Here is a 20,438-nt window from a genome sequence, read left to right as displayed (position 1 = left end):
CTATTCAAGTTGACGACAAAAAGCAGCTGACTTGCTGGAGATAACCATTGTCTCCAAAACATAAAATAATCGCCTACAACCCTTTAATCACAGTACTTAGCTACTGAAAATTCCTAAAAGCTTTTTTTATGGAATGAATCCAAAAATCTTTCTTCAAAAGTGCCTGACCCTGATTAGACTTGTCTCATGCAGGCATGAGTCCAGAGCAAGTAGAACAATTTCGTGGCGGGTGCTTAGCTCTAGATACCAGCGGTTCCTATGGGTCGGTAGATAATAAAAATGCGACAAAAAGTGCCTCGCGGCGTGCTCTAAAGATATAAATATACACAACAATCGCCATACAACTCTCTGCTACGGAGCCTACAATAACTTTAAAAAGTCGATAGCGGAAAAACTTGATAAACCAATTGCCCGAGTTACAGCAACCGTTGACTATACGCAGCAACTCGGTTGGAAACTTGTATCCACAAACAATACTCAAGCCTCTAAGCATTGTGATCGGATCACTCTTACCGCCGCCACAGCATATCCCGCACACCACTCAAGGGACATCAAATGATGATCGCTAATGTGAATGAGGTTCCTGTTGGCGCAGTAGGAAGCCCCACGGTTCTCATTAACCTACGTATAAAATCTGATAACAAACAATCTGGGAGATGTACCGCAGAGGTCGTTTACTTACGCTGCCCAGCGCTATAGCAATCACTTGCAGATAAAGCAGGAATTAAATACTCTCTCGCTAAAACAAATAAAAGCCCAGAATGGGCTTTTATGATGTGCAGTAAGACTGTCCAAAGCCTGTTATGGGTAGCCTGCTGCTTTTGCTAGTTTTTGGGCTGTGTGTAGATGCATACCTATATTAGATAGATTGGTTGTATCCATCTTAAATTTTCCGAGCCTCGCCACTTCCCTTGCAGGGTAAACATCTGGATTAGCTGGGTATTCCATGCTTAACTTGGCATAAGTAGCTTGCGGCTCTTTAGTGGTTAACCACTCTAAAAAGTCGATCGCTTGAGCTTGATTAGGCGTATTGGCGACGACCGCCGCGCCCGTAATATTCACATGAGTGCCCATCCCCTTTTGATCCGTCCAAAAGAGTTTTAGTTTGGTATCCGGCTCCTGTCTTTTGAACCGTATAAAGTAATAAGAGTTCACAATACCTACATCACAACGACCTTGGTTAATCGCATCAAGCACCTGTATATCATCGCCGAAAGGCGCCACGGCTAAATTATCCACCCAACCGCGCATAATCTGAGCAGTTTTTTCTTCCCCTTCATGATTAGCTAACATCGCGACGAAGGCTTGAGTATAAGCTGACTGAGAAGTAAGCAAGCAGAGTTTAGCTTTCCATTTAGGAGATGCTAAATCACTGTAACTGCTTAGCTCACTCGCCTTAACTTTGGCTGGGTTGTAAACAATTGTACGAGCTCTACTGGCAAAGCCAAACCAATCCTGTTTTGGTGATGTAAGATGGGCAGGTACGTTCTCTGAAAGAGTGCTTGATTGAACCGACGCTAACAACCCTTTCTCTGACGCCATCCAGAAATACTCAGCTCCTGAAGCGATCATCAGATCAGCTTTTTTAATCTCTGCTTGCGTACTTTGCGCTTCATTTTCTAGACGTGAAATCAGCTCCACTGCAGGGCTAACAAGATAGTTGACGGCTACGCCAGTTTCTAATGCATATTCATTTAATAGAGGTTTTATATAACTGGCATTACGTGATGAATAAACCATGAGATCTGCCGCCAGACTAGCAGTTGAAAGTAGAGGTAGCGCTAAGGCCGTAGCAAGTAAGCTATATTTAAATCGCATTATTAAATCGCCTATAAGAAAATCAAAAAGTTAAGAAGGTTTTGCCCATTGGCGTAGCAAGTTGTGATAAATCCCACTCAGATTAACCACTTCACTATGGGTTTGGCCGAGCTCGACGGTGAGTTGTTGAACCGTTTGATCTAGGTTAAACAACGTCTCCCGTTGCTGGATATCGCTCACTAAGCTTTGAATCCAGAAGAATGAAGCGACCCGCACACCTTTAGTGACCGGCGTGACCTGATGTAAACTGGTGGAAGGATAAAGCACCATATCACCCGCTGCGAGCTTTACGGTTTGTGCGCCATATTGCGTTTCAATGCTAAGCTCGCCTCCCTCATACTCATCAGGTTCAGCAAGAAAAATCGTTGCAGAAAGGTCGGTTCGTAGAGTTTGGTTGGTCTCAGGTACCTGCATTAACGCCGCATCTACGTGGGCACCATAAGTCTCATTCTCGCTATAACGGTTAAACTTAGGCGGGTAGATTTTGTCCGGCAACGCAGCCGAAATAAAGGTCGGGTGCTGCGATAAGGCACGCACAATATGATGCCCTAAGCTGATAGCCGGCTCTTTACTATCATCTAGCTGCTGGTTCTTTTTTACCTTACGCGCGATACTACCCGCAGTTTGACTGCCCGCTTGCCAATTAGCGCTCTCTAGATGTGTTCTGATCTGCTCTACTTCAGCCTTAGACAGCAACTCTGGAATGGTAATTAACATTCATTTCTCCGGCTTAAATTTGATGATTCCGTCGTAAGATCGGCCAGCCTAATGTCATTGATCGTGGCGCAACCAGTCATCGCCATAGTGAGCTCAAGCTCTTCTCTTAACAACTTGATCATATGCGCAACACCTAAAGCGCCGGCGACACTGAGTGCATATACCTGTAAACGCCCAATAAGCACTGCATCAGCGCCTAAAGCAATGGCTTTAAATATATCTCCACCAGAGCGAATACCGCTATCTAACAACAATGGAAATCTATCACCGACCGCTGAACGGATAGCAGGCAACATGGAGAGGCTAGCAGGCACACCATCCAATGTTCTACCGCCATGGTTAGATACAATAATACCGGCGGCGCCTAAGGCTTTTAATTCGAGGGCATCCTCACTATGCAAAACCCCTTTTATCAATACAGGTACAGGGCTGTTTTCAAGGAGCCACTGTAATTGTTCTCGCGAAGGGAGGTTTTGCATATAACTTTGAAAAATATGACTTTGATTTCCCGCAGAGGATGATCTACTAGCTGCCATCTGATCAACTAAATTGGCGGCAATAAGGTCGGCAGGAAATGTGAATCTAGCCCGCTGAGCTCGCATACTGGGCTGCTGAATAGCGGCATCTAAAGTCACAACTATAGCTCTATAACCTGCGGCCACAGCCCGCTTTAATAAGTGCTTGGTATCTTTAAAATCCGGCTGAAAATAGAGCTGAAACCACCGTTCTGACCCAGCTTTTTCCGCTATCTGTTCCAAGGTCATGGAAGATAGTGTGCTCGCCACTATGCAGCTATCCGTCGCTTGGGCTGCATAAGCTGCTGCTTGCTCACCTTGAGGATGAACTAAGGTTTGATAAGCAACAGGGGCTAATAATATGGGGTGTTTAAAACGCTGTCCCAGCAACTCAGTTGTTGTAGAGCCTTGATCAACATCGCGTAGAACACGCGGAATAAAAGCGAGCTTTGCAAAGGCCTGTTGATTTTTGGTTAAAGTGACATCATGCCCACTGCCTCCCGAGATATAAGCAAAGCGATCTTGGGAGATAAAGTCCGGTGCGAGTAACTCATAATCCTGAGCAGATAAAATCTCAGGGGGTATATAGTTAAGCGTTTCTAGAATTTTTCTGGGTTCGTACATATATCATCACTTATAAAAAACAGGGCTACTATTGTAGCCCTGCCAAAGGAAATATCCGAAGGGGGGATACTAACTTTAGAAGCTATATTCCATCGTTAGCTGAACATTCCTTTTATCACCAATGTAAGTGAATGCACCTGAACGATAAGCCGCTAAATAATAATCCTCATCAAGAAGATTGTTTACGTTTAATCTAAGTAGCATATCGCGATTAACTTTATAAGACGCAAATGCATCTAATACAGTGTATTCAGGAACACCTCTCTCTTCGTTAGCCGCCGTATCTGGCTGACCTGTATAACGAACACTTTCGTAAGTTGCTGTACCGCCGAAAGCAAAAGCTTGAGTCGCTTGATATCTAAGATGTAAAGAGGCAGATTTATCAGCAAAGTTAGCTAACGTTTTACCTACATTATCTTCGATAATAGATTCTTTCACTTTAGCATTCATCAATGCGATACCTGCCTGAACACTCAGTTTATCGGTAAGATTACCGGCAATGCCAAGCTCAATACCTTCTACTTCGTTTTTACCTGTATTTAAAGTACCGACAGTTGAATACGAATTACCATCTGAAGACTCCATCACGTCACTCTTTGTAATACGGAAGAGCGCTGCTGTCGCTAGTAATTTATCATCATTAAAGCGCCATTTAGTACCAAGTTCCCAGCTGTCTGTTTTTTCAGGGTTACCTAAAACAGGGTTAGCGCCTTCGGCACAGATACCACCATAACCACAACTTGTACCTACGTCCGATTCACCACCATTGAGGTTAGTCGCCGTTGAGAAACTCGCATAAACATTCGCTTTAGGGTTGATTTTATAACTTGCCCCAACATGACCATTCCAGAAACCATCTTCATTGATGAAATCAGTCAACTCGCGACCTGTGCCCGGATCATAATTAGCCGTAGTTTTATAGTCATAGTAGTCATAACGTAGGCCACCAAACAGGGTCCACTTATCCGTTATATCCACTGTATCCATCATGGAAAGGGATATGGTTTTTATATTCCAATCGGAATCCCAATCACCTTTAGATATATCGCGCTGGAGCAATGAGTTAACATCCGAAACTTCAGCACCACTAGCATCATTTAGGCAATATGCAGCACCTGGGCCTCTACGACCAGAGGAAAAACAGTTCGACGCTCCTGTGGCCGTATTATCATACACACCATTAAGTACTTGCTGATCGGTATACTCTAGGCCAAATACAAGCTCATGATTTAAACCACCCAGCTCACGATCCATCAACAGGTTAAACTGGTTAGCAAAATACTCAACTTCCTGCCAACCTTGGTGGGTACTTAAAGTAGCTGAACTATATCCATTAGTGCCGTTTGTTGCATCGGCAAGCGTAGGATAAGCCGTAGTACCACGTGCACCGGTTGTTACATAACCGTTATCGGTTGTGCCGTAACGGGTTAAGTTAACAATACGAGTATCGGGATTAACTTCATAACCTATACGTAGTGTGGCTGTATCAACCTCGGAATCCAGAAAATCTTCATTTTGAAGATACACAGGGATATTAGCTACCGGTTGTCCATCCCCTGAGGTATCAAGGTAGGTACCTAAATCCGGTTTATCATTACCTTCAAAGTGGTAATAATCAGCAGTAATTTCTAAATCATCACTTGGTTGATGAGTAATCGAGAAAGCTGCACCTTTACGCTGACGATCAGCTGGCGCACGATCGGGCACATCCTCTTCTGCATGCAGGATGTTAGCTCGAATTGCCGTATCATAGTTAATAACTTGGTTCGTATCTAAAGATACACGATGATGACTATCTGTACCTATACCTGCTGAAAGCTTAGTAAAATCATATTCAGAACTTGCACGTTTAGTTGCAGAGTTCACAGCACCACCAGTAGTACCACGGCCAGCAAAGCTAGAACTTGGCCCTTTACTAATCTCAACCTGCTCAGTTGCAAAGCTTTCACGGATTGTCATGCCAGGATCACGCATACCGTCGACAAAAACATCACTGCGGGCTTCATGACCACGAATCACATAACGGTCACCAAATGCGTTACCATTTTCACCCGTGCCTACAGTAATACCCGGCTGTCCATCAAGGATCTCGCGCAGGTCTGTGCGCCCAGTATCAGCAAGCTCTGTTGCAGTAAGTACAGTAATTGTTTGCGGCGTTTCCGCAAGGTCACGCGTACGGCGAGGGTCTGATAGCCGTTCAGCCAAGTAAGGAGAGCCTGGTACTGCGTAAGGATTAGTATCTGGTGTGACGGATTCTTCAACAGTCAGCTTATCGAGGGAGATTGTTTCCTCTGCGGTAGCTACACTAGCCATCAAGGTACCTGAAATTGCTAAGGCTAAAGTGCCTGGGGTAAAGGCGCTTTTCTTTCCTATATTTCGCTCTATGCTAGAGGGCTTTTTTGTATTGGCTTGATACATTGTCTGTCCTTAAAATAACTTACGTGTTGGGTTCAATGAGAATTCAATCGGTAGTGTTAAATCTAGTGGGCCCTCACCTAGCTCAGAAGGAATGCTCGGGAATGGACTTGCTCGCAACAGCATATCTGTTGCTTCCTTATCCAATCGAGAATCACCTGAACTTGTGACGATTCTCGAACTTTTTACCCGACCATTTTTCTGAATCACAAAACTAACCACTACCGTACCGGTGACTCCATCTTTTCGAGCACTGCGCGGGTAACGTTTAACCCGGGCAATGCGCACCAAAACTTTGCTTAAATAGCTCTGCCTTGCCGCTGGATTACCACCCGTTTCTACACGCGTTCCAACACCCGTTGCCTTAGTTGCAATCGGTGTTGATTTTGCGCTGCTATCTGCCTCTTTTGCCTTAAGATCGTTAGTGGGTTCACTTATAGGCTGAGGTTTTTTTGTTATATCAGGTCTCTTCTCCGGCTGTTTTACCGGTTCTTGCTTGAGCGTTTTTTTTGTTTTTGGTTTCGGCGTTGGTACAGGTTCAATCGTTTCTTCCTGCTCAGGTTCAACAACTGGCTCTGGCTCAACGATTTTCTCCTGCTTCGCTTCAACAACCGGCTCTGGTTCAACTACTTCTTCTTGCTCTTGTTCCTTTTCTAGATCAGGCTTATCGCTGTTTTTTTCTTCGACTAAATTGCTCTCAACGATCTCATCACGCACTTCTGCAGTTTCAGTGAAACTGCCGGCAATACCAACACTTACCAACAAACCATCCTGCCCTTCAGCGATTGCACCTTCGCTATCTTTACCTAATATCCAAGGTGTTATTAACGCTATATGGATAAATACCGCGACTATTAGGCAGAGTAATACCTGTTTTTTAGCTATCATCATTTATGTTCAGTCGCTATCTGCAAACGCTTAATTTTTAGTTGACGTACAGCGCTTAAAACCGGATCTAATGCCGAGAAAGGCAAATTACGATCTATATGACAGGTCACTATAGATTCCTCTGAGATCACTATAGGCTCCGCTGAGGACTCTAACGCCTGCAAAGATTCGAGTAATGGCTTCTCTATCTTTTGACCATTGAGATAATGATCGCCATTCAGCAAGATCTGAATCTCTATATCTCTTGCAACAAGCTCACCTTCACTGCTTGAAGCGGGAATCTGTAAATCTGCATTTCTTGCCTCTATATGGCCGGCAATCATGAAGAAGATCAGCAATAAAAAAACGATGTTAATTGCCGGAACCATACTGTCATCAAGCTGACGTTTGCGGCGACTCTGCCTTTTAGTAGTATCTGTTAAAATCATAATTCGACAGACTCACTTAAATTCAGCTGAGTAATGCCGGCCTGATAGCTCATATCGATTAACTCGATAACCTTTTGAATATTGACATTCGCCCCAGCGGATAAACTCACATGGCTATCATTTTCAACCAGAGTATTGAGCAATTGGATAAAGTTTTGCTCGCCTACAATATATTGAGCGCCACCAACCTCAACGGTCCCTTCAGGCTGTAAAACAATCCGGACCACTTCAGCTTCAACCTGTGAAGCACCTGAAGTGGCATGTTTTATTTCGAGCTGTTTCTTTTGACTGAAGGTTGATGACAACATAAAAAACAGTAGCAAGATAAAAACCACATCGATCAATGGGGTAATACTTATAGTTTTCTTCCTCGGGGCGATATTATTCAGCAACACAACCAGCATCCGCTCTCGTATCACTAGGCACAGCCACTAAGGGATTAAAATAAAAGGTAAATACTTGTGTTACCGCATCATCTAACAACCAAGCAGAGCGCTCAGCTTTACGCTCAAGCCAGCTATGTATTGCAGCAACAGGAATAGCAACAGCCAAACCTGCAGCTGTTGTCAACAGCGCTTGCCAAATACCACCAGATAGAACCGCTGGATCAACTTGACTCCCAGCAGCTTCCATCTGCTGAAAAGCTACAATCATGCCTAATACAGTACCCATCAAACCGAGTAGAGGGCTCAAGTTCGCTATTAATTCCAATGGACGAAGTAACGCAGTCAGTTGATTAACATACCCCTGTGCACGTCGTGTTAGCTCCTCTTTTAACATGTGTGGATCTTTACCCTCACTCAAACCACACATAGCAGAGCGAACAATACTGGGCACTGGGCGAGCACCCTCAAGTGCACTTATGGCAAACGCGGCATTCCCCGCCTTCCAATGTTCTAAACCTTTATTAACTAGATCAGTTTTTTCAGGTCGTAGCACAGCAAACTGCCACAGCTTTAGCAGGGTAATGGTGATAGAAACTATAGATAAAATGATCAAGATCCAGACAACAGGCCCACCTACATCTAACATCTGTATTAATGGATCCAGTTTGTCTAACCCAGCATCAGGCAACAGAGTATTAGTGGCAGACGCCTCACTTCCCGACAGACCAAGGGGAGATGCATCCTCGGCTATATCTAACAAAGAATCTGCATTAGCTGCATCCTCTTTCAGCACCTCAGTAGCTGAAGCGTCCAAGGAAGAAACCTTACCGCCTGTACTTTGGACTATTTCAGAATGAACCGATGCATCAACCACCTCTGTAGCTGGAATCTCTACAGCTCCCTCATTAGGGCCTATGTCATGATTTTCTATGCTTGAATTTGTGCTTGAGTTCATTCAAATACCATTTTCAGTACAAATATTAACAATTATCATTTACAATCACATTAAGATTAACGCTTTGTTTCGGCGGGTTAGTACGTGAATTGGTTAGCTTTATAAAAGGCGATATCGGAATAATGGTTATGCAAAATGTAAATATTGCTGCTTTGAATGTGGGCCTTTTACGTGTATTACAAGCTCTACTTGAAGAAAGGCACGTCACGCGGGCTGCGCAAAGGCTGAATTTAAGCCAATCGAAAGTTAGCAGGGATTTAAAGAAACTACGGGAAATATTTAATGACCCCTTACTGGCACGCACCCAGTCGGGTTACATTCTGACAGCGGGCGCTGAAAGAATTACAAGCAATCTCAACTGTGTTATTGATAACATCGAATCAATGCTGACAGATAAGCAGTTTGAACCCGCTTCATGTCAACAAACAATCCGCATATACGCTGGCCCTTTAGAGGTTCAGCTCTTTATGCCTGCATTATTTAAACAGCTACATCAGCAAGCACCGAACCTACGCTTAGAGGTACTGGGAGAATCGGAAAACCCTTTTGACTTATTAGCATCAGGACAGATTCACTTTGTAATGAGTGGCTTAACCCCAGATAAAGGGTTAGATCAGTTTTATATGAAGTTTTTATCAAAAAGTTCGCCGATGGTGTGCTTGATGAGATGTTCAAATCCTCTCGCAAAGGAAATACTAACATTAGATCGTTATCTAGCCTCTAATCACGGTTACACAGCCCTAACGGGAAGAGGAACCACTTTTATTGATCAGAGCCTGCAACGCTTAGATAAGTCACGCAATGTGGCCGCCGTTTTGCCGAGTTTTGAAGTAGCTGCTAACTTCTGCGAACAAAGTGACCTTATTGTCGCGATGCCTGAAGTGATCGCACAGCAACTCATTAAAGGGAGAACCTTAACCTATCAAAATCTACCTAAAGAGATTCAGTTACCGGAGATAGAACACCGTCTCTATTGGCATGCCCATTGCCATCATGATCCAGCTTGCAGCTGGTTAAGAGGGCTAGTCGAACAAGCCGAATAATCAACTTGAACAGCTAATCTGTTGCCACAGGCCGTTCAGGGTTACGAATCCACTCACTCCATGACCCAGCATAAATACGGCTACCTTGTAAGCCAGCAATCGTCATCGCTAGTTGATTATGGCATGCAGTAATACCAGAACCACACATATGAACAACATGTGAAGGTGCTAGGTTACCTATTATCGATTGCCATTCAGCCCGCAAACGATCTGGTGATTTGAACACACCTTGGTCAAGATTATCTGTAAGGGGACGATTAACAGCACCTGGAATATGGCCAGCAACGGGATCAATAGGTTCAATCTCTCCACGGAAGCGCTCTTCGCCCCGCGCATCCACTAAACTGATCGAGTTTTGAGACAGCTCGGTTTGCAACTGATCAACCGTTAAAATGTATTCAGGTTGAAACTGTCCAGAAAGGTCGCCTTCTGTACCCGGCTCCCTAAATTGACTTTCTTCGCCACCCGCATTTAACCATGCAGCATAGCCACCATCTAAAACAGCGACTTTTTTATGGCCTAAACAACCGAGCAACCACCAAGCACGGGCAGCCATAGCACCGCCACAATCGTCATAAACAATAACTTGAGAGTTATTAGATACTCCTGCTTTGGCTAGCCGCGAAACTAACTGCCCCATATCCGGAAGTGGGTGCCGGCCACTTTCTGGGGTGATTTTAGATGAAAGGTCGTTATCCAAATGAAGATAAACAGCACCGGGAATATGTCCAGCTATGTAGGCCGCTTCGCCTGCACTAGTGTCCGCTAAATTAAACCGGCAATCAAAAACAACCCAGTCCTTAGACAAGTGCTCTTTTAAACCTGGCCCGCTAATAATAGTGGTGTACATATTCCCTCTTTCTGTTTCTGCAGTTAAAGGTACGCTGCAAGCTCTTCCTGTAAAACGTCCAGCTCATTCTGTGCCTTCTGTTTTGCTTTTTTCTTTAAGCTCTCTACTTCAGCCATTTTGTCAGCGACAATCTCTTGTGCAGCAGTTGCTTTATCATCCGCAGACTCAACACGCGCCAATAGCGGTTTCAACTGCATCAAAATGCCACGACGACGCCCCTCTTCTGCACGAGCAATCGCTTCAGCTGATTTCTCTTTTTTCTGTTTTTCTTCCGACAGTTGTTCTGCCACATAAGTTAATGGGCGGATACCCGCAGCAATGCGAACCTGCTCAAGCATTGGCGTTGCTACAGAACGAGCTTTATCGGCTCCTTTAAGCAGAACCTCTTCAACACTGCCAAGATCATTCATTAATTCGTTATATAGAATACGTGGCGCAGACAACTTACTATCTAAAAACTCAAACAACTCTTTCTTCGCATCGCCCCACCCAATACCGTTTTCAAACTGCTGACGCATCGCCAAACGTTCTTGTTCATTCGCAAAGCAACTATACAGCTGAAAAATAGTACTGGTATCAGGGTCTTTCGGTTCCCCCGGTGTACGGGTATCTGTTTTGATCTGCTTGATCAATTTATACAACTCATCCGCAGAGCTGAATAAAGGAATTGTGTTGTTGTAGCTTTTCGACATTTTACGACCATCTAGCCCAGGAATAAGCTGAGTCTGCTCATCAACAACCGCTTCAGGCTGAGTAAAGAGCGGGCGATAGGTGTGATTAAAACGACCAGCCACATCACGTGCCATCTCTATATGCTGAATCTGATCTTTACCTACAGGAATAAGGTCAGCATTGAACATCAAAATATCCGCTGCCATCAATATTGGATAGCTAAACAACCCCATAGTCACGCCGTCATCAAGATCCGGATTACCGGCATCACGATTCGCATCGACAGACGCTTTGTAAGCATGAGCACGGTTCATCAGCCCTTTTGAACACATACAGGTTAAGATCCATGTTAACTCGGTAATTTCAGGCACATCAGTTTGACGATAAAACGTTGCCTTATCTGTATCTAAACCTAAAGCCAACCAGGTGGCGGCAATTTCACGTGTAGATTGAGCAACACGCTCAGGATCATGACACTTAATTAACGCATGGTAATCCGCAAGAAAATAAAAATTGTTGTAGGTGTCACCACGGCTCAAATCAATAGCTGGTTTTATTGCACCTAAATAATTACCAATATGCGGTGTGCCTGTTGTAGTGATACCCGTTAGAACCGTTTTCTTTTCCATTTAATTATCGTCTCTTACACCTGAATCTGCCTGAAATAGGCTTATTATTGGCAGTATGGCCGTTAAACCATTTGAATGCTGAGTATAATACCGAAAATTTTTATTGATTTCGCCCAATCCCTAGCCATTGGACTATCAATATAATGTCGTGATGACCTCACTTGAGGTAAAGTGCTAAAAAGCATCAGACAATAATAATATTTTCGAGATAATTATGACCGAATCAATCGCTTCTTGGATCACCCTTGCCGCAGTACTTTCCAGCATTGGATGGTATATATACCGTCAAACTGAGTACACTATAAACAACATAGCTACCTCAGTAATGTCAGGCATTTTATGTCTATTTGGTGGGCTACTCTTCTCTGGAGCTATAATGAAGGTAGTTGGCAAATTTGATAATGCACTCATACCTGCTCTGTTGGTCTGTACCGGTACGGCATTATGCGTATTAGCCCATACTATTTATCAAAATAAAAAATCTGCTTCCAATCGCGATACAGCAGAACCTCTCTAAGCTAATCGATGAGTTGGATGCAGTGTGGCGTTAAGTAATGAATCTAATTGGCAGCGTTGTAAAAGACTTTGTAAAAAATGGCCTTTTTTGTACTCGCGTAGAAGGTTATGATCTCAATAATATTTTTATTTAATACAGACTGATTCCTATGCTAATTGTCGTATCCCCCGCAAAAACTCTTGATTACGAAACTGCACCTATCACCCGTAGTCATACACTGCCCCGTTTTGTTGAGCACTCACAGGAGCTGATCGACGACTTAAAGAAACTTTCTGTCCAAGATATTGCTGAGTTAATGAAACTGAGTGACAAGCTGGCTAGCTTAAACGTAGCTCGTTATGAATCATGGCAACCCGAGTTTAATTTTGACAACGCCAAACAAGCTATCTTAGCTTTTAAAGGCGATGTGTATACTGGACTCGATGCCGAATCCCTTAGCGAAGAAGATCTGCAGTTTGCCCAAGATCACCTCCGCATCTTGTCCGGCCTCTACGGTGTTTTAAAACCCTTAGATCTTATGCAACCCTATCGGCTTGAAATGGGTACAAAACTGGCCAATAGCCGCGGGAAAAATCTCTATGAGTTTTGGGGCACAACCATCTGCGATGATTTAAACCAAGCTTTAGCCAGCAGCGACACCCCTGTACTAGTAAATTTAGCCTCCAACGAGTACTACAAAGCAGCTAAAGAGAAAAGCATTGAAGGCCGAATCATTACACCAGCCTTTAAAGATTGGAAGAATGGTCAATATAAGATGATTAGCTTTTATGCAAAAAAAGCACGCGGCTTAATGACCCGCTATATCATCCAAAACCAGATTGAAGATCCTGAATTGCTTAAAAACTTTGATATAGAAGGTTATCGCTTTGCAGAAAGCATGTCAGAGGGAGATAACTGGACCTTTATTCGAGATCACGAAGAATAAAGTGCAAACTATATACAAAAAAGCCAAAGCATATGCTTTGGCTTTTTCATATTAAAAATATCTATTGATTAGTTCTGCTGGATACCTACGATAAACCAATCCGCATCCGGTTGGCGCATATCACGAGATAGATGCCAAGTTTCATTGAACTCAGTCGCCTCATCTGTGTTTTCTTTCAACCAACCATAAAAATTGATGCTCACAATAGCTTCATCTTTTTCTTCAATAAAGTTCGCCACTTCCGCCATTACTGAAACAACTTCCGTTGTTTGTTGCTCTGGTGATTTAGCGCGCTCAGCCTTTAATAAGGCAAACATTTCAGGCGAGGTATACGTTTCAATCTCATCCCAATTATTAGCATCCCATGCTTTTTGTAGATTCACAAAATGCTCTTGAGCACCGGTAAGAAAAGCGGTTTGATTAAACCAACTTGGTACTTTTATTTCGTTTGATTCACCCCAACCGGAGCTAAAAGAAGGCATAGGTTTGAACTCAGCTTCAGGCTCAGCTCGAGCTTCTCGCTCCATAGGCTGTGTATGAGGGTTTATCTCATATTGTTGAGCACCGTTTGTATACGCTGACTGCTGCGGTCTCGATTGTTTCCGCATAGACATAATCTTATAAATAATAAAAATCACACCCGCGATCAACAACAGATCCATAAATTGAATGCCATCAAAAGCACCACCAAACAACAAAGCCCCAAAAATCCCACCCGCTAAAAGCCCTGCCATCATACCGCCAAAACCACTACGTTTAGGCGCTGTTCCTGCTGCTTTATTCTGTGTATTAGTTGCAGAAGGTTGTTTTTGAGCAGGTGCTGGCTGTGATTTTTTGGATGAAAAAAAACTTTTACCAAAAGATGAGCCTCCACCTAAACGTTTTGCATCTGCCGTTTCTGCGAGTGGAAGCGTAATAAAAAATACCGCCATCAGTGTGATAAAAAATGTCCGCATCGTTACTCCTAAGCTTGTTGTTTTTTTGATGATGAATTACTGGAAATTACAGCGAAATAGATCCCGCTAAATATTAATGTCATACCCCATAAATGAAAAACTTGAACCTCCTCTCCTATAAACATAACAGAAAGGAACATTCCCCATAATGGGACTAAATGAATAAATAAACCCGCCCGTTGCGCGCTAAGTTTCTCTACCCCGTAGTTCCAAAACAGATAGGATAGTATAGAGGGAAACACCGCCAAATACGCTATTAATAAATAGAGATCTTGATTCCATTCGATCGGGGGCTGATTTTGTGTTTCCAACCACGAAAAAGGTGCTAAACAGATGATCCCAACAACCAGAGTCACAGAGAAAAAGGCAAAGCCACTCATCTCTTTTGGCTTCCAGCGCAGGGCTACACTATATCCCCCCCAAATGAACATCGCGGTTATGATCCAAAGATCACCTACATTGAAGTTTAAGGTTTTTAAAATCGATAACTGCCCCTGACAGACAAGTAGCAAGACCCCCATCAATGAGAGACCAACTCCTAACCACTGCTTCATTGATGCCGCTTCACGTAGAAATATAGTACTTAATAATAGAATCATAATCGGCATAGTTGATTGCATTAAAGTGCCATTTAAGGCAGTTGTCGATTGCAGACCTATGTAAGCTAAGGTATTGAAACTACCAACACTTAAAGCACCTAGAAACACAAGTATAGGCCAATGCTTAAGAATAATACCGCGATGACGATAGATTGCAGGCACAGCAAAAGGCAATAGAATCAGCAGCGCACAGCACCACCTAATAAACGCTAAAGTGACAGGGGAAATATCAACCGAAAAGGCACGGGCCAACACGAAGTTACCCGCCCAAAAAAGCGTGGTTAAAACAAGAAGAAAATAAGCCAGAAGAAACGCCTCACACCATTAAAAATATTTTAGTAGAAACCGAGATAATAAATTATTATTCGCATCGTTCCCCGTTAAAATGTAGTGCAACACGTTATAATTATTCACCGTCCATTGCATACGCTTGTTTGCCTTATTTAGCCCACAGACTAAGATTTCGTCCCCCGGCTGAATAATATCCAATTCACCCGGTAACATATCGACCAACTCGCCACGACGAAGCATTAAAGGAAACGCGTGTAGGTTCCGCCTCCTATCGTGAGGGTCTTTAAAAAACAGGGATAACTTTAATTCAATTCCTTGCTGTGAAGCCTCTATTAAAGCAGGTGTTTCCTCTTCGCCTACAACAAAAGCCCAGCAATCCAGTTCATTCTGGCCAACAACACTACTCATACGGTTGATTAATGTATGCGCCCATACATCATCGTAACGGTTTTGCATCTCTTCAATAAAAATAGGGACTAAAGGCGATTTAAGATGAGCCAAAACACGGTTAGCAATAATACGTCCCTGCTCCATCACAAAATCAGCGCGACTATTTTTAAAGACCAAGCTATTTTCATGAATATTCTGCCTAACAACCGTTAAAATCTTTGGATTCAGCTCGCGCGCGGTCATGATAATCGATAGGTTATCTGCATCATTAGGGGTACCCGCCACAATACCAACCGCATCCATTACTCCCGCTTCCAGCAAAGTACTCGCTTCCGTGCCAACACCGGTTACCTGATGTGGAATATCCTCGATACTCACTGCATCTACATCCACTACCGTCAGATCGACCTCTCCCTCATCAAACGCTCGATAGAGTGCGCGCCCAAACCGCCCATGGCCACAGATAATCCAACGCCCTTTCGTACGTTGATACACACTTGATAGTGGTCGATGGAAAGGGTTATGTATCCAGTCATAGACCAGATGCATATACGGTTCATGCGCGGCTAAAGAGAGATATTGCGCATAAGTGCGGAACGGATCGACCACTAAATCGGTCCCAAACGAGTGTAAATTAGAGGTTGTTATATCCGATTCGGTGCGGCTAATAACCATACGGTCAGGACTTAATAACTTGCTGGCAATCGCTATAGATAGATTAACGTGATCATCATTCGTCAGCGCCATCACCCCTATACATTTATCATGCTGCAATCCTGCCGCATCTAAGAGGTCAGGCAGCGAAGCATCGGCGCAAAGAGCAGGCACTGAGATGGGAAGGTCGTCCATTTCTAACTCATCAATCCGATCGGGTTCAATATCCAATACCACAACCCGAACATCTCGCTTAACCAATTGACGAACAACAACCCGCCCTGTCACACCATAACCACAAACCAAATAGAAAGGCTCATTCATCTTTTTTACAGTGGAGGTAAATGAGCGGCGGCGAAGCATACGACCAAATATAGGTTCTTGTAACAGGGCTAATGCTGTACCTATGCCGTATAACCAAGAGATAACCGTTGCGTAGATACAGAATAACGTCCACATGCGCTGGGCGGCGGTAAACGCATAAGGGATCTCACCAAAACCAATCGTAGAGCCCATAAAGGAGACAAAATACACCGCATGGAAAAAGTCCATATGGTAAACATTGCCTTGATCATCTTGGCCTGGAACTAATACAAAGCCTAAGATCGATATGGAGTACACCACGATCATCGTAATCAGCGGCGTTTTTAAGCGCCGCAAAAAAAGGTAGATCACATTATTCATCGTGAATACTCAACATCACCATTAAAGGTAAACACCATTAACGACGCAATAAAGCCGTTTCGACCACCAGCAAGACCACTGAAATAATATTGGCGAGTAATGCACCGCCACTCAGCGAAATAATGCTCGACATCGTAGACGGATCCATTCCCGTACCACTAATATGCTCTGCATATCCCCAAATACCCGCAGCAACAATAAGCTGTAGATCAACAACCAAAGAGGTTGCCAGCATTAGAGCACCAAGATGAGTGCGATCACCAAACTTAATGACCGTACAGATTAAACTTACAACAAGCGCCGCAAAAAACTCAAAAACATTATGATGTTCGGGATCAGTCAGATCTCCTATGAAAAAGCCAAAATTAAGTGTTAACGCTAATACGATGAAAAATGCGAAAATAACCTTCTCTTTGTTCATAGCATCCTTCCTGCAAACTGAACGATAATAGTTGTGATGATTGTAACACTGGCAGTAGTTAATACCATCGAGATCACTTCAACTGCATAAAAACCTACTTTCCACTGGGAACCCTAGCCGCTATTCTTGGTCACTTAATTTTATCTGTAACTGTTTTTTCTTTAGTGTAAGCAAAATAAGGCGTTGTTATATGTTGTTAGCTTCAATTAAACGAGTACAAGCCCCTTTTTTATTCGCCCTTATAAGTTGTCTTCTATTGTCGACAAATCTCTATGCAGAGGTTGATAAGAGCCCAATTGATCCTAAACAATATTCCGCTCTAACCTTAAACAACCAGCTCAGAGTCTTACTTATCTCCGATCCTGAAACTGATAAAGCGGCCGCATCTATGAACGTGGCTGTTGGCTCAAGCGCAAATCCAAAAGATCGTGCAGGTCTTGCTCACTTTTTAGAGCATATGCTGTTCTTAGGCACTGAAAAATATCCTGAAGCAGATGAATACCAAAACTATATCCGTTCCCATGGCGGCGGTCATAACGCTTATACATCACAAGAGAATACAAATTACTTCTTTGACGTGACCTCTGATAGTTTAGAACCGGCTCTTGATCGCTTCGCACAATTTTTTATCGCTCCGCTTTTTAATGAGAAATACGTCGATCGTGAGCGCCATGCGGTCCATTCCGAATACAAAGCTAAAATAAAAGATGATTATCGCCGTATTTATGCCGCAACCAAGCAGGTAATGAATCAAGAAAATAGCTATAACCATTTTGCGGTCGGTAATTTAGAGACATTACATAACGATAAAACTCGCCCTATTCGCAACGAACTTATCGACTTCTACAATCAATATTATTCAGCAAATGTAATGACCTTAGTTGTGCTAGGGAAGGAACCTCTTGACCAGTTAGAAGCACTCGTTCGCAGTAAATTCTCGCCGGTAAAAAATAGGCAAGTGACTGAGTTCAAAACTGATGTGCCGCTGTTTGATCAGTCTAAGCTGCCACTACAAATTAACATTCAAACCGTTAAAGATATCCATTCCCTAACGCTGACATTTCCAACCCCAGAGACACGTAGCCATTGGAAAGCCAAACCTATCTATTACATTAGCAGTTTAATGGGTTATGAGGGCCAAGGAAGCCTCCTCTCCTTCCTTAAAAAGAAAGGCTGGGCTACGGGACTGTCCGCCTCTCAGGGGTACGATCTACCTACCGAATCCAGCGTGATGATCAATATCCAGCTAACGGATAAAGGGGAAGAGCAATACCTAGCGGTAACGCAAACGGTCTTCCAATACATCGAACTTCTTAAACAGAAAGGGGTTCAAGCGACCCTTTATCAAGAAGAAAAACAACTCAGTGAAATAGCTTTTCGTTTCCAAGAACAAGCTGAGCCGATTCATCTAGTCAGCAGTCTAGCGAGCCAGATGCAGCGCTTTCCAACCGAATTGGCGATCTCAGCTAATTACCTATTTGCTGACTTTAATCCAGAACTGATCCAGACATTTTTAAATCGGTTGACCCCTGAAAACATGTTATTAAGTTTAAAATCTAATAAAGAACAAACCGGTAAAATAGAACATTATTACCATGTTCCTTATACTGAAATTCCTTTTACGAAAGACATGTTGGCACAACTACAGGTTGATAAAATCGACCCTGCGATGACGGTCAGAGCGCCTAATCCATTTATTGCCGAAGATTTAGAATTATTAACCACTCAAGCAACGGCAACTATTCCACAAGAGATCGATAGTAGCGAAGGTTTTAGCCTGTGGCATAAAACAGAAACCAGTTTTAACATCCCACAAGCAGACCTCTATTTCACATTACAAACACCGATCGCCAATGCCAGTCCTGAAAACTGGACCATGAATAAACTTTATACCGAGCTATTACAAGAGCAGCTTAATGAAACACTTTATGATGCTCACCTTGCAGGATTAAGTACGACAATATACCCGCATATGAAAGGTTTCACTGTTCGATTATCAGGCTACAACGACAAATTAGGTCTGTTATTAAACAGTGTTATCAACGCGATTCAAAAACCTGACTTTCAAGCCGAACGCTTTGAAATATTCAAGAAAAAATACGCTGATAGTTTAGCTAATGCACGTAAAGATAAGCCATATAACCAAACCACTGGACGTCTATACGAGCTCCTACTACCGCAATGGGATAACCACAGCCAAACAACGGCACTGAAAAACGTAAATTTAGATACACTGAAAGCATTTGCGACCAAACTAACCGCTGCGCCGCAACTAAAGGTTTTAACACACGGAAACTTGGATAAAGCCACAGCAATATCAATGGGTGCATTGATTAAAGAAAAACTGCTAAAAGAAAAGCCTCAGGCCGTTCCCTCGGTTGAAGTAACACAGATACCTAAAGGCCCAGCGATAAAAGAAAGTCTCACTATTAATCACAACGACTCAGCGATCTCTATGCTGCTACAAGGGGAATCAAACAGCATTAAAACAAGAGCAGAAATCTCTTTATTAACTGAGATACTGGCCTCCCCTTTCTATAGCCAGATCAGAACAGAAAAACAGCTAGGTTATATTGTTTTTGCCACTACATTACAAATGAACAAAACACCCGCTATAGCCTTTATTGTTCAATCTCCAATCGCAAGTGCGAATACCTTAGAAAAGAATATCGATCAATTTATGGATGAATGGGACCAGAAGTTATTAAAGGTTAGCGATCAAGAACTCTCCCAATTTAAGCGTAGTGTAATCTCTCGTATCACCCGTAAAGATAATAAACTGTCGGCGCAAACCAGTCGTTATTGGAGAGAACTGGATCGGCAGGAAACCAATTTTGATACGCGTGAGCGTTTAGCTGAATCGGTCAAGAAAATAACGTTAAATGATCTTATTAAGTGCTTTGACGCACTTCAAAATCGACGTTTAATTGTTAGTAATACAGGTAATAAATTTACCGTAGATGCTCCAGAGAAACCGAATACAGCCAGTGAACTATTCAATCAACTAAAAGCTCAACATGTAAACGTACCGGAGGCTTAAAGTCTTGGAATAAGAGGATAC

The 20,438-nt window shown here is 43.1% G+C and carries 18 protein-coding genes; 4 read left to right on the top strand and 14 right to left on the bottom strand.

Going from position 1 to position 20,438, the window contains the following annotated elements; genetic code table 11:
* Nucleotides 1–801 precede the first annotated feature (801 nt).
* From ACOQOE_RS04655 to ACOQOE_RS04620, 8 genes are all read right to left on the bottom strand, one after another.
* Nucleotides 802–1,818: an extracellular solute-binding protein gene (locus tag ACOQOE_RS04655; protein ID WP_067862326.1), complete on the bottom strand. Its 1,017-nt coding sequence runs from the start codon at nucleotides 1,816–1,818 to the stop codon at nucleotides 802–804.
* A gap of 30 nt (nucleotides 1,819–1,848) precedes the next feature.
* Nucleotides 1,849–2,535 (bottom strand): Fe2+-dependent dioxygenase, encoded by a 687-nt coding sequence (locus ACOQOE_RS04650; protein ID WP_067862329.1) that lies wholly within the window; start codon nucleotides 2,533–2,535, stop codon nucleotides 1,849–1,851.
* Nucleotides 2,529–3,674: an alpha-hydroxy acid oxidase gene (locus ACOQOE_RS04645; RefSeq protein WP_067862331.1), complete on the bottom strand. Its 1,146-nt coding sequence runs from the start codon at nucleotides 3,672–3,674 to the stop codon at nucleotides 2,529–2,531. The genes ACOQOE_RS04650 and ACOQOE_RS04645 overlap by 7 nt, the downstream gene beginning before the upstream one ends.
* 75 nt (nucleotides 3,675–3,749) lie before the next feature.
* Nucleotides 3,750–6,092, bottom strand: a complete 2,343-nt coding sequence (locus ACOQOE_RS04640) for a TonB-dependent receptor (RefSeq protein ID WP_420555003.1) — start codon at nucleotides 6,090–6,092, stop codon at nucleotides 3,750–3,752.
* Nucleotides 6,093–6,101: 9 nt separating this feature from the next.
* On the bottom strand, nucleotides 6,102–6,980 hold the full coding sequence (locus ACOQOE_RS04635; protein ID WP_067862333.1) for an energy transducer TonB: 879 nt from the start codon (nucleotides 6,978–6,980) through the stop codon (nucleotides 6,102–6,104).
* Nucleotides 6,977–7,405, bottom strand: a complete 429-nt coding sequence (locus ACOQOE_RS04630; RefSeq protein WP_067862335.1) for an ExbD/TolR family protein — start codon at nucleotides 7,403–7,405, stop codon at nucleotides 6,977–6,979. Before ACOQOE_RS04630 ends, ACOQOE_RS04635 begins: the two co-directional genes overlap by 4 nt.
* On the bottom strand, nucleotides 7,402–7,800 hold the full coding sequence (locus ACOQOE_RS04625) for an ExbD/TolR family protein (RefSeq protein WP_420555002.1): 399 nt from the start codon (nucleotides 7,798–7,800) through the stop codon (nucleotides 7,402–7,404). The genes ACOQOE_RS04630 and ACOQOE_RS04625 overlap by 4 nt, the downstream gene beginning before the upstream one ends.
* The gene (locus ACOQOE_RS04620) at nucleotides 7,787–8,437 is read right to left on the bottom strand and encodes a MotA/TolQ/ExbB proton channel family protein (protein ID WP_197467991.1); all 651 of its coding nucleotides are present in this window, start codon (nucleotides 8,435–8,437) and stop codon (nucleotides 7,787–7,789) included. Before ACOQOE_RS04620 ends, ACOQOE_RS04625 begins: the two co-directional genes overlap by 14 nt.
* 437 nt (nucleotides 8,438–8,874) lie before the next feature.
* Between ACOQOE_RS04620 and ACOQOE_RS04615 the strand changes: the two genes are divergently transcribed.
* A complete protein-coding gene (locus ACOQOE_RS04615; protein WP_420555001.1) occupies nucleotides 8,875–9,789 on the top strand; it encodes a LysR family transcriptional regulator in 915 nt (304 codons plus the stop codon).
* Between the two features lie 13 nt (nucleotides 9,790–9,802).
* On the opposite strand, the gene ACOQOE_RS04610 is transcribed toward ACOQOE_RS04615, so the two are convergent.
* Both ACOQOE_RS04610 and ACOQOE_RS04605 read right to left on the bottom strand, forming a co-directional pair.
* A complete protein-coding gene (locus ACOQOE_RS04610) occupies nucleotides 9,803–10,639 on the bottom strand; it encodes a sulfurtransferase (RefSeq protein ID WP_420555000.1) in 837 nt (278 codons plus the stop codon).
* A gap of 23 nt (nucleotides 10,640–10,662) precedes the next feature.
* Nucleotides 10,663–11,940, bottom strand: coding sequence for a tryptophan--tRNA ligase (locus tag ACOQOE_RS04605; protein ID WP_067862341.1), 1,278 nt, complete (start codon nucleotides 11,938–11,940; stop codon nucleotides 10,663–10,665).
* A gap of 214 nt (nucleotides 11,941–12,154) precedes the next feature.
* Between ACOQOE_RS04605 and ACOQOE_RS04600 the strand changes: the two genes are divergently transcribed.
* Nucleotides 12,155–12,457 (top strand): hypothetical protein, encoded by a 303-nt coding sequence (locus ACOQOE_RS04600; RefSeq protein ID WP_420554999.1) that lies wholly within the window; start codon nucleotides 12,155–12,157, stop codon nucleotides 12,455–12,457.
* 148 nt (nucleotides 12,458–12,605) lie between these two features.
* Nucleotides 12,606–13,382 carry a peroxide stress protein YaaA gene (gene yaaA, locus ACOQOE_RS04595; RefSeq protein WP_067862345.1) on the top strand — a complete coding sequence of 259 codons (777 nt, stop codon included), beginning with the start codon at nucleotides 12,606–12,608 and terminating at the stop codon, nucleotides 13,380–13,382.
* A gap of 68 nt (nucleotides 13,383–13,450) precedes the next feature.
* Here the strand turns inward: yaaA and ACOQOE_RS04590 are convergent, their stop codons facing one another.
* The 4 genes from ACOQOE_RS04590 to ACOQOE_RS04575 form a co-directional block, all read right to left on the bottom strand.
* Nucleotides 13,451–14,338, bottom strand: a complete 888-nt coding sequence (locus tag ACOQOE_RS04590; protein ID WP_420554998.1) for a Tim44 domain-containing protein — start codon at nucleotides 14,336–14,338, stop codon at nucleotides 13,451–13,453.
* 8 nt (nucleotides 14,339–14,346) lie between these two features.
* On the bottom strand, nucleotides 14,347–15,192 hold the full coding sequence (locus ACOQOE_RS04585) for a DMT family transporter (protein WP_420554997.1): 846 nt from the start codon (nucleotides 15,190–15,192) through the stop codon (nucleotides 14,347–14,349).
* A gap of 69 nt (nucleotides 15,193–15,261) precedes the next feature.
* Nucleotides 15,262–16,956, bottom strand: a complete 1,695-nt coding sequence (locus ACOQOE_RS04580) for a potassium channel family protein (protein ID WP_067862351.1) — start codon at nucleotides 16,954–16,956, stop codon at nucleotides 15,262–15,264.
* Nucleotides 16,957–16,993: 37 nt separating this feature from the next.
* Nucleotides 16,994–17,377: a DUF6394 family protein gene (locus tag ACOQOE_RS04575; RefSeq protein ID WP_067862353.1), complete on the bottom strand. Its 384-nt coding sequence runs from the start codon at nucleotides 17,375–17,377 to the stop codon at nucleotides 16,994–16,996.
* A gap of 190 nt (nucleotides 17,378–17,567) precedes the next feature.
* Between ACOQOE_RS04575 and ACOQOE_RS04570 the strand changes: the two genes are divergently transcribed.
* Entirely contained in the window at nucleotides 17,568–20,417 is a 2,850-nt protein-coding gene (locus ACOQOE_RS04570; protein ID WP_420554996.1) for an insulinase family protein, read from the top strand.
* Nucleotides 20,418–20,438: the final 21 nt, after the last annotated feature.

Origin of the sequence: Neptuniibacter marinus (assembly GCF_965223595.1) — a bacterium.
Lineage (GTDB): Bacteria > Pseudomonadota > Gammaproteobacteria > Pseudomonadales > Balneatricaceae > Neptuniibacter > Neptuniibacter marinus.
This window is presented reverse-complemented; position numbering and strand designations above follow the sequence as displayed.

What these genes read in the sequence shown, in the direction of transcription:
- ACOQOE_RS04600 (WP_420554999.1), top strand. Translation starts at nt 12,155, where the DNA reads ATGACCGAATCAATCGCTTCTTGGATCACCCTTGCCGCAGTACTTTCC.
- ACOQOE_RS04640 (WP_420555003.1), bottom strand. Translation starts at nt 6,092, where the DNA reads ATGTATCAAGCCAATACAAAAAAGCCCTCTAGCATAGAGCGAAATATA.
- ACOQOE_RS04655 (WP_067862326.1), bottom strand. Translation starts at nt 1,818, where the DNA reads ATGCGATTTAAATATAGCTTACTTGCTACGGCCTTAGCGCTACCTCTA.
- ACOQOE_RS04650 (WP_067862329.1), bottom strand. Translation starts at nt 2,535, where the DNA reads ATGTTAATTACCATTCCAGAGTTGCTGTCTAAGGCTGAAGTAGAGCAG.
- yaaA (WP_067862345.1), top strand. Translation starts at nt 12,606, where the DNA reads ATGCTAATTGTCGTATCCCCCGCAAAAACTCTTGATTACGAAACTGCA.
- ACOQOE_RS04630 (WP_067862335.1), bottom strand. Translation starts at nt 7,405, where the DNA reads ATGATTTTAACAGATACTACTAAAAGGCAGAGTCGCCGCAAACGTCAG.
- ACOQOE_RS04615 (WP_420555001.1), top strand. Translation starts at nt 8,875, where the DNA reads ATGCAAAATGTAAATATTGCTGCTTTGAATGTGGGCCTTTTACGTGTA.
- ACOQOE_RS04645 (WP_067862331.1), bottom strand. Translation starts at nt 3,674, where the DNA reads ATGTACGAACCCAGAAAAATTCTAGAAACGCTTAACTATATACCCCCT.
- ACOQOE_RS04605 (WP_067862341.1), bottom strand. Translation starts at nt 11,940, where the DNA reads ATGGAAAAGAAAACGGTTCTAACGGGTATCACTACAACAGGCACACCG.
- ACOQOE_RS04570 (WP_420554996.1), top strand. Translation starts at nt 17,568, where the DNA reads ATGTTGTTAGCTTCAATTAAACGAGTACAAGCCCCTTTTTTATTCGCC.
- ACOQOE_RS04575 (WP_067862353.1), bottom strand. Translation starts at nt 17,377, where the DNA reads ATGAACAAAGAGAAGGTTATTTTCGCATTTTTCATCGTATTAGCGTTA.
- ACOQOE_RS04620 (WP_197467991.1), bottom strand. Translation starts at nt 8,437, where the DNA reads ATGTTAGATGTAGGTGGGCCTGTTGTCTGGATCTTGATCATTTTATCT.
- ACOQOE_RS04610 (WP_420555000.1), bottom strand. Translation starts at nt 10,639, where the DNA reads ATGTACACCACTATTATTAGCGGGCCAGGTTTAAAAGAGCACTTGTCT.
- ACOQOE_RS04590 (WP_420554998.1), bottom strand. Translation starts at nt 14,338, where the DNA reads ATGCGGACATTTTTTATCACACTGATGGCGGTATTTTTTATTACGCTT.
- ACOQOE_RS04635 (WP_067862333.1), bottom strand. Translation starts at nt 6,980, where the DNA reads ATGATGATAGCTAAAAAACAGGTATTACTCTGCCTAATAGTCGCGGTA.
- ACOQOE_RS04580 (WP_067862351.1), bottom strand. Translation starts at nt 16,956, where the DNA reads ATGAATAATGTGATCTACCTTTTTTTGCGGCGCTTAAAAACGCCGCTG.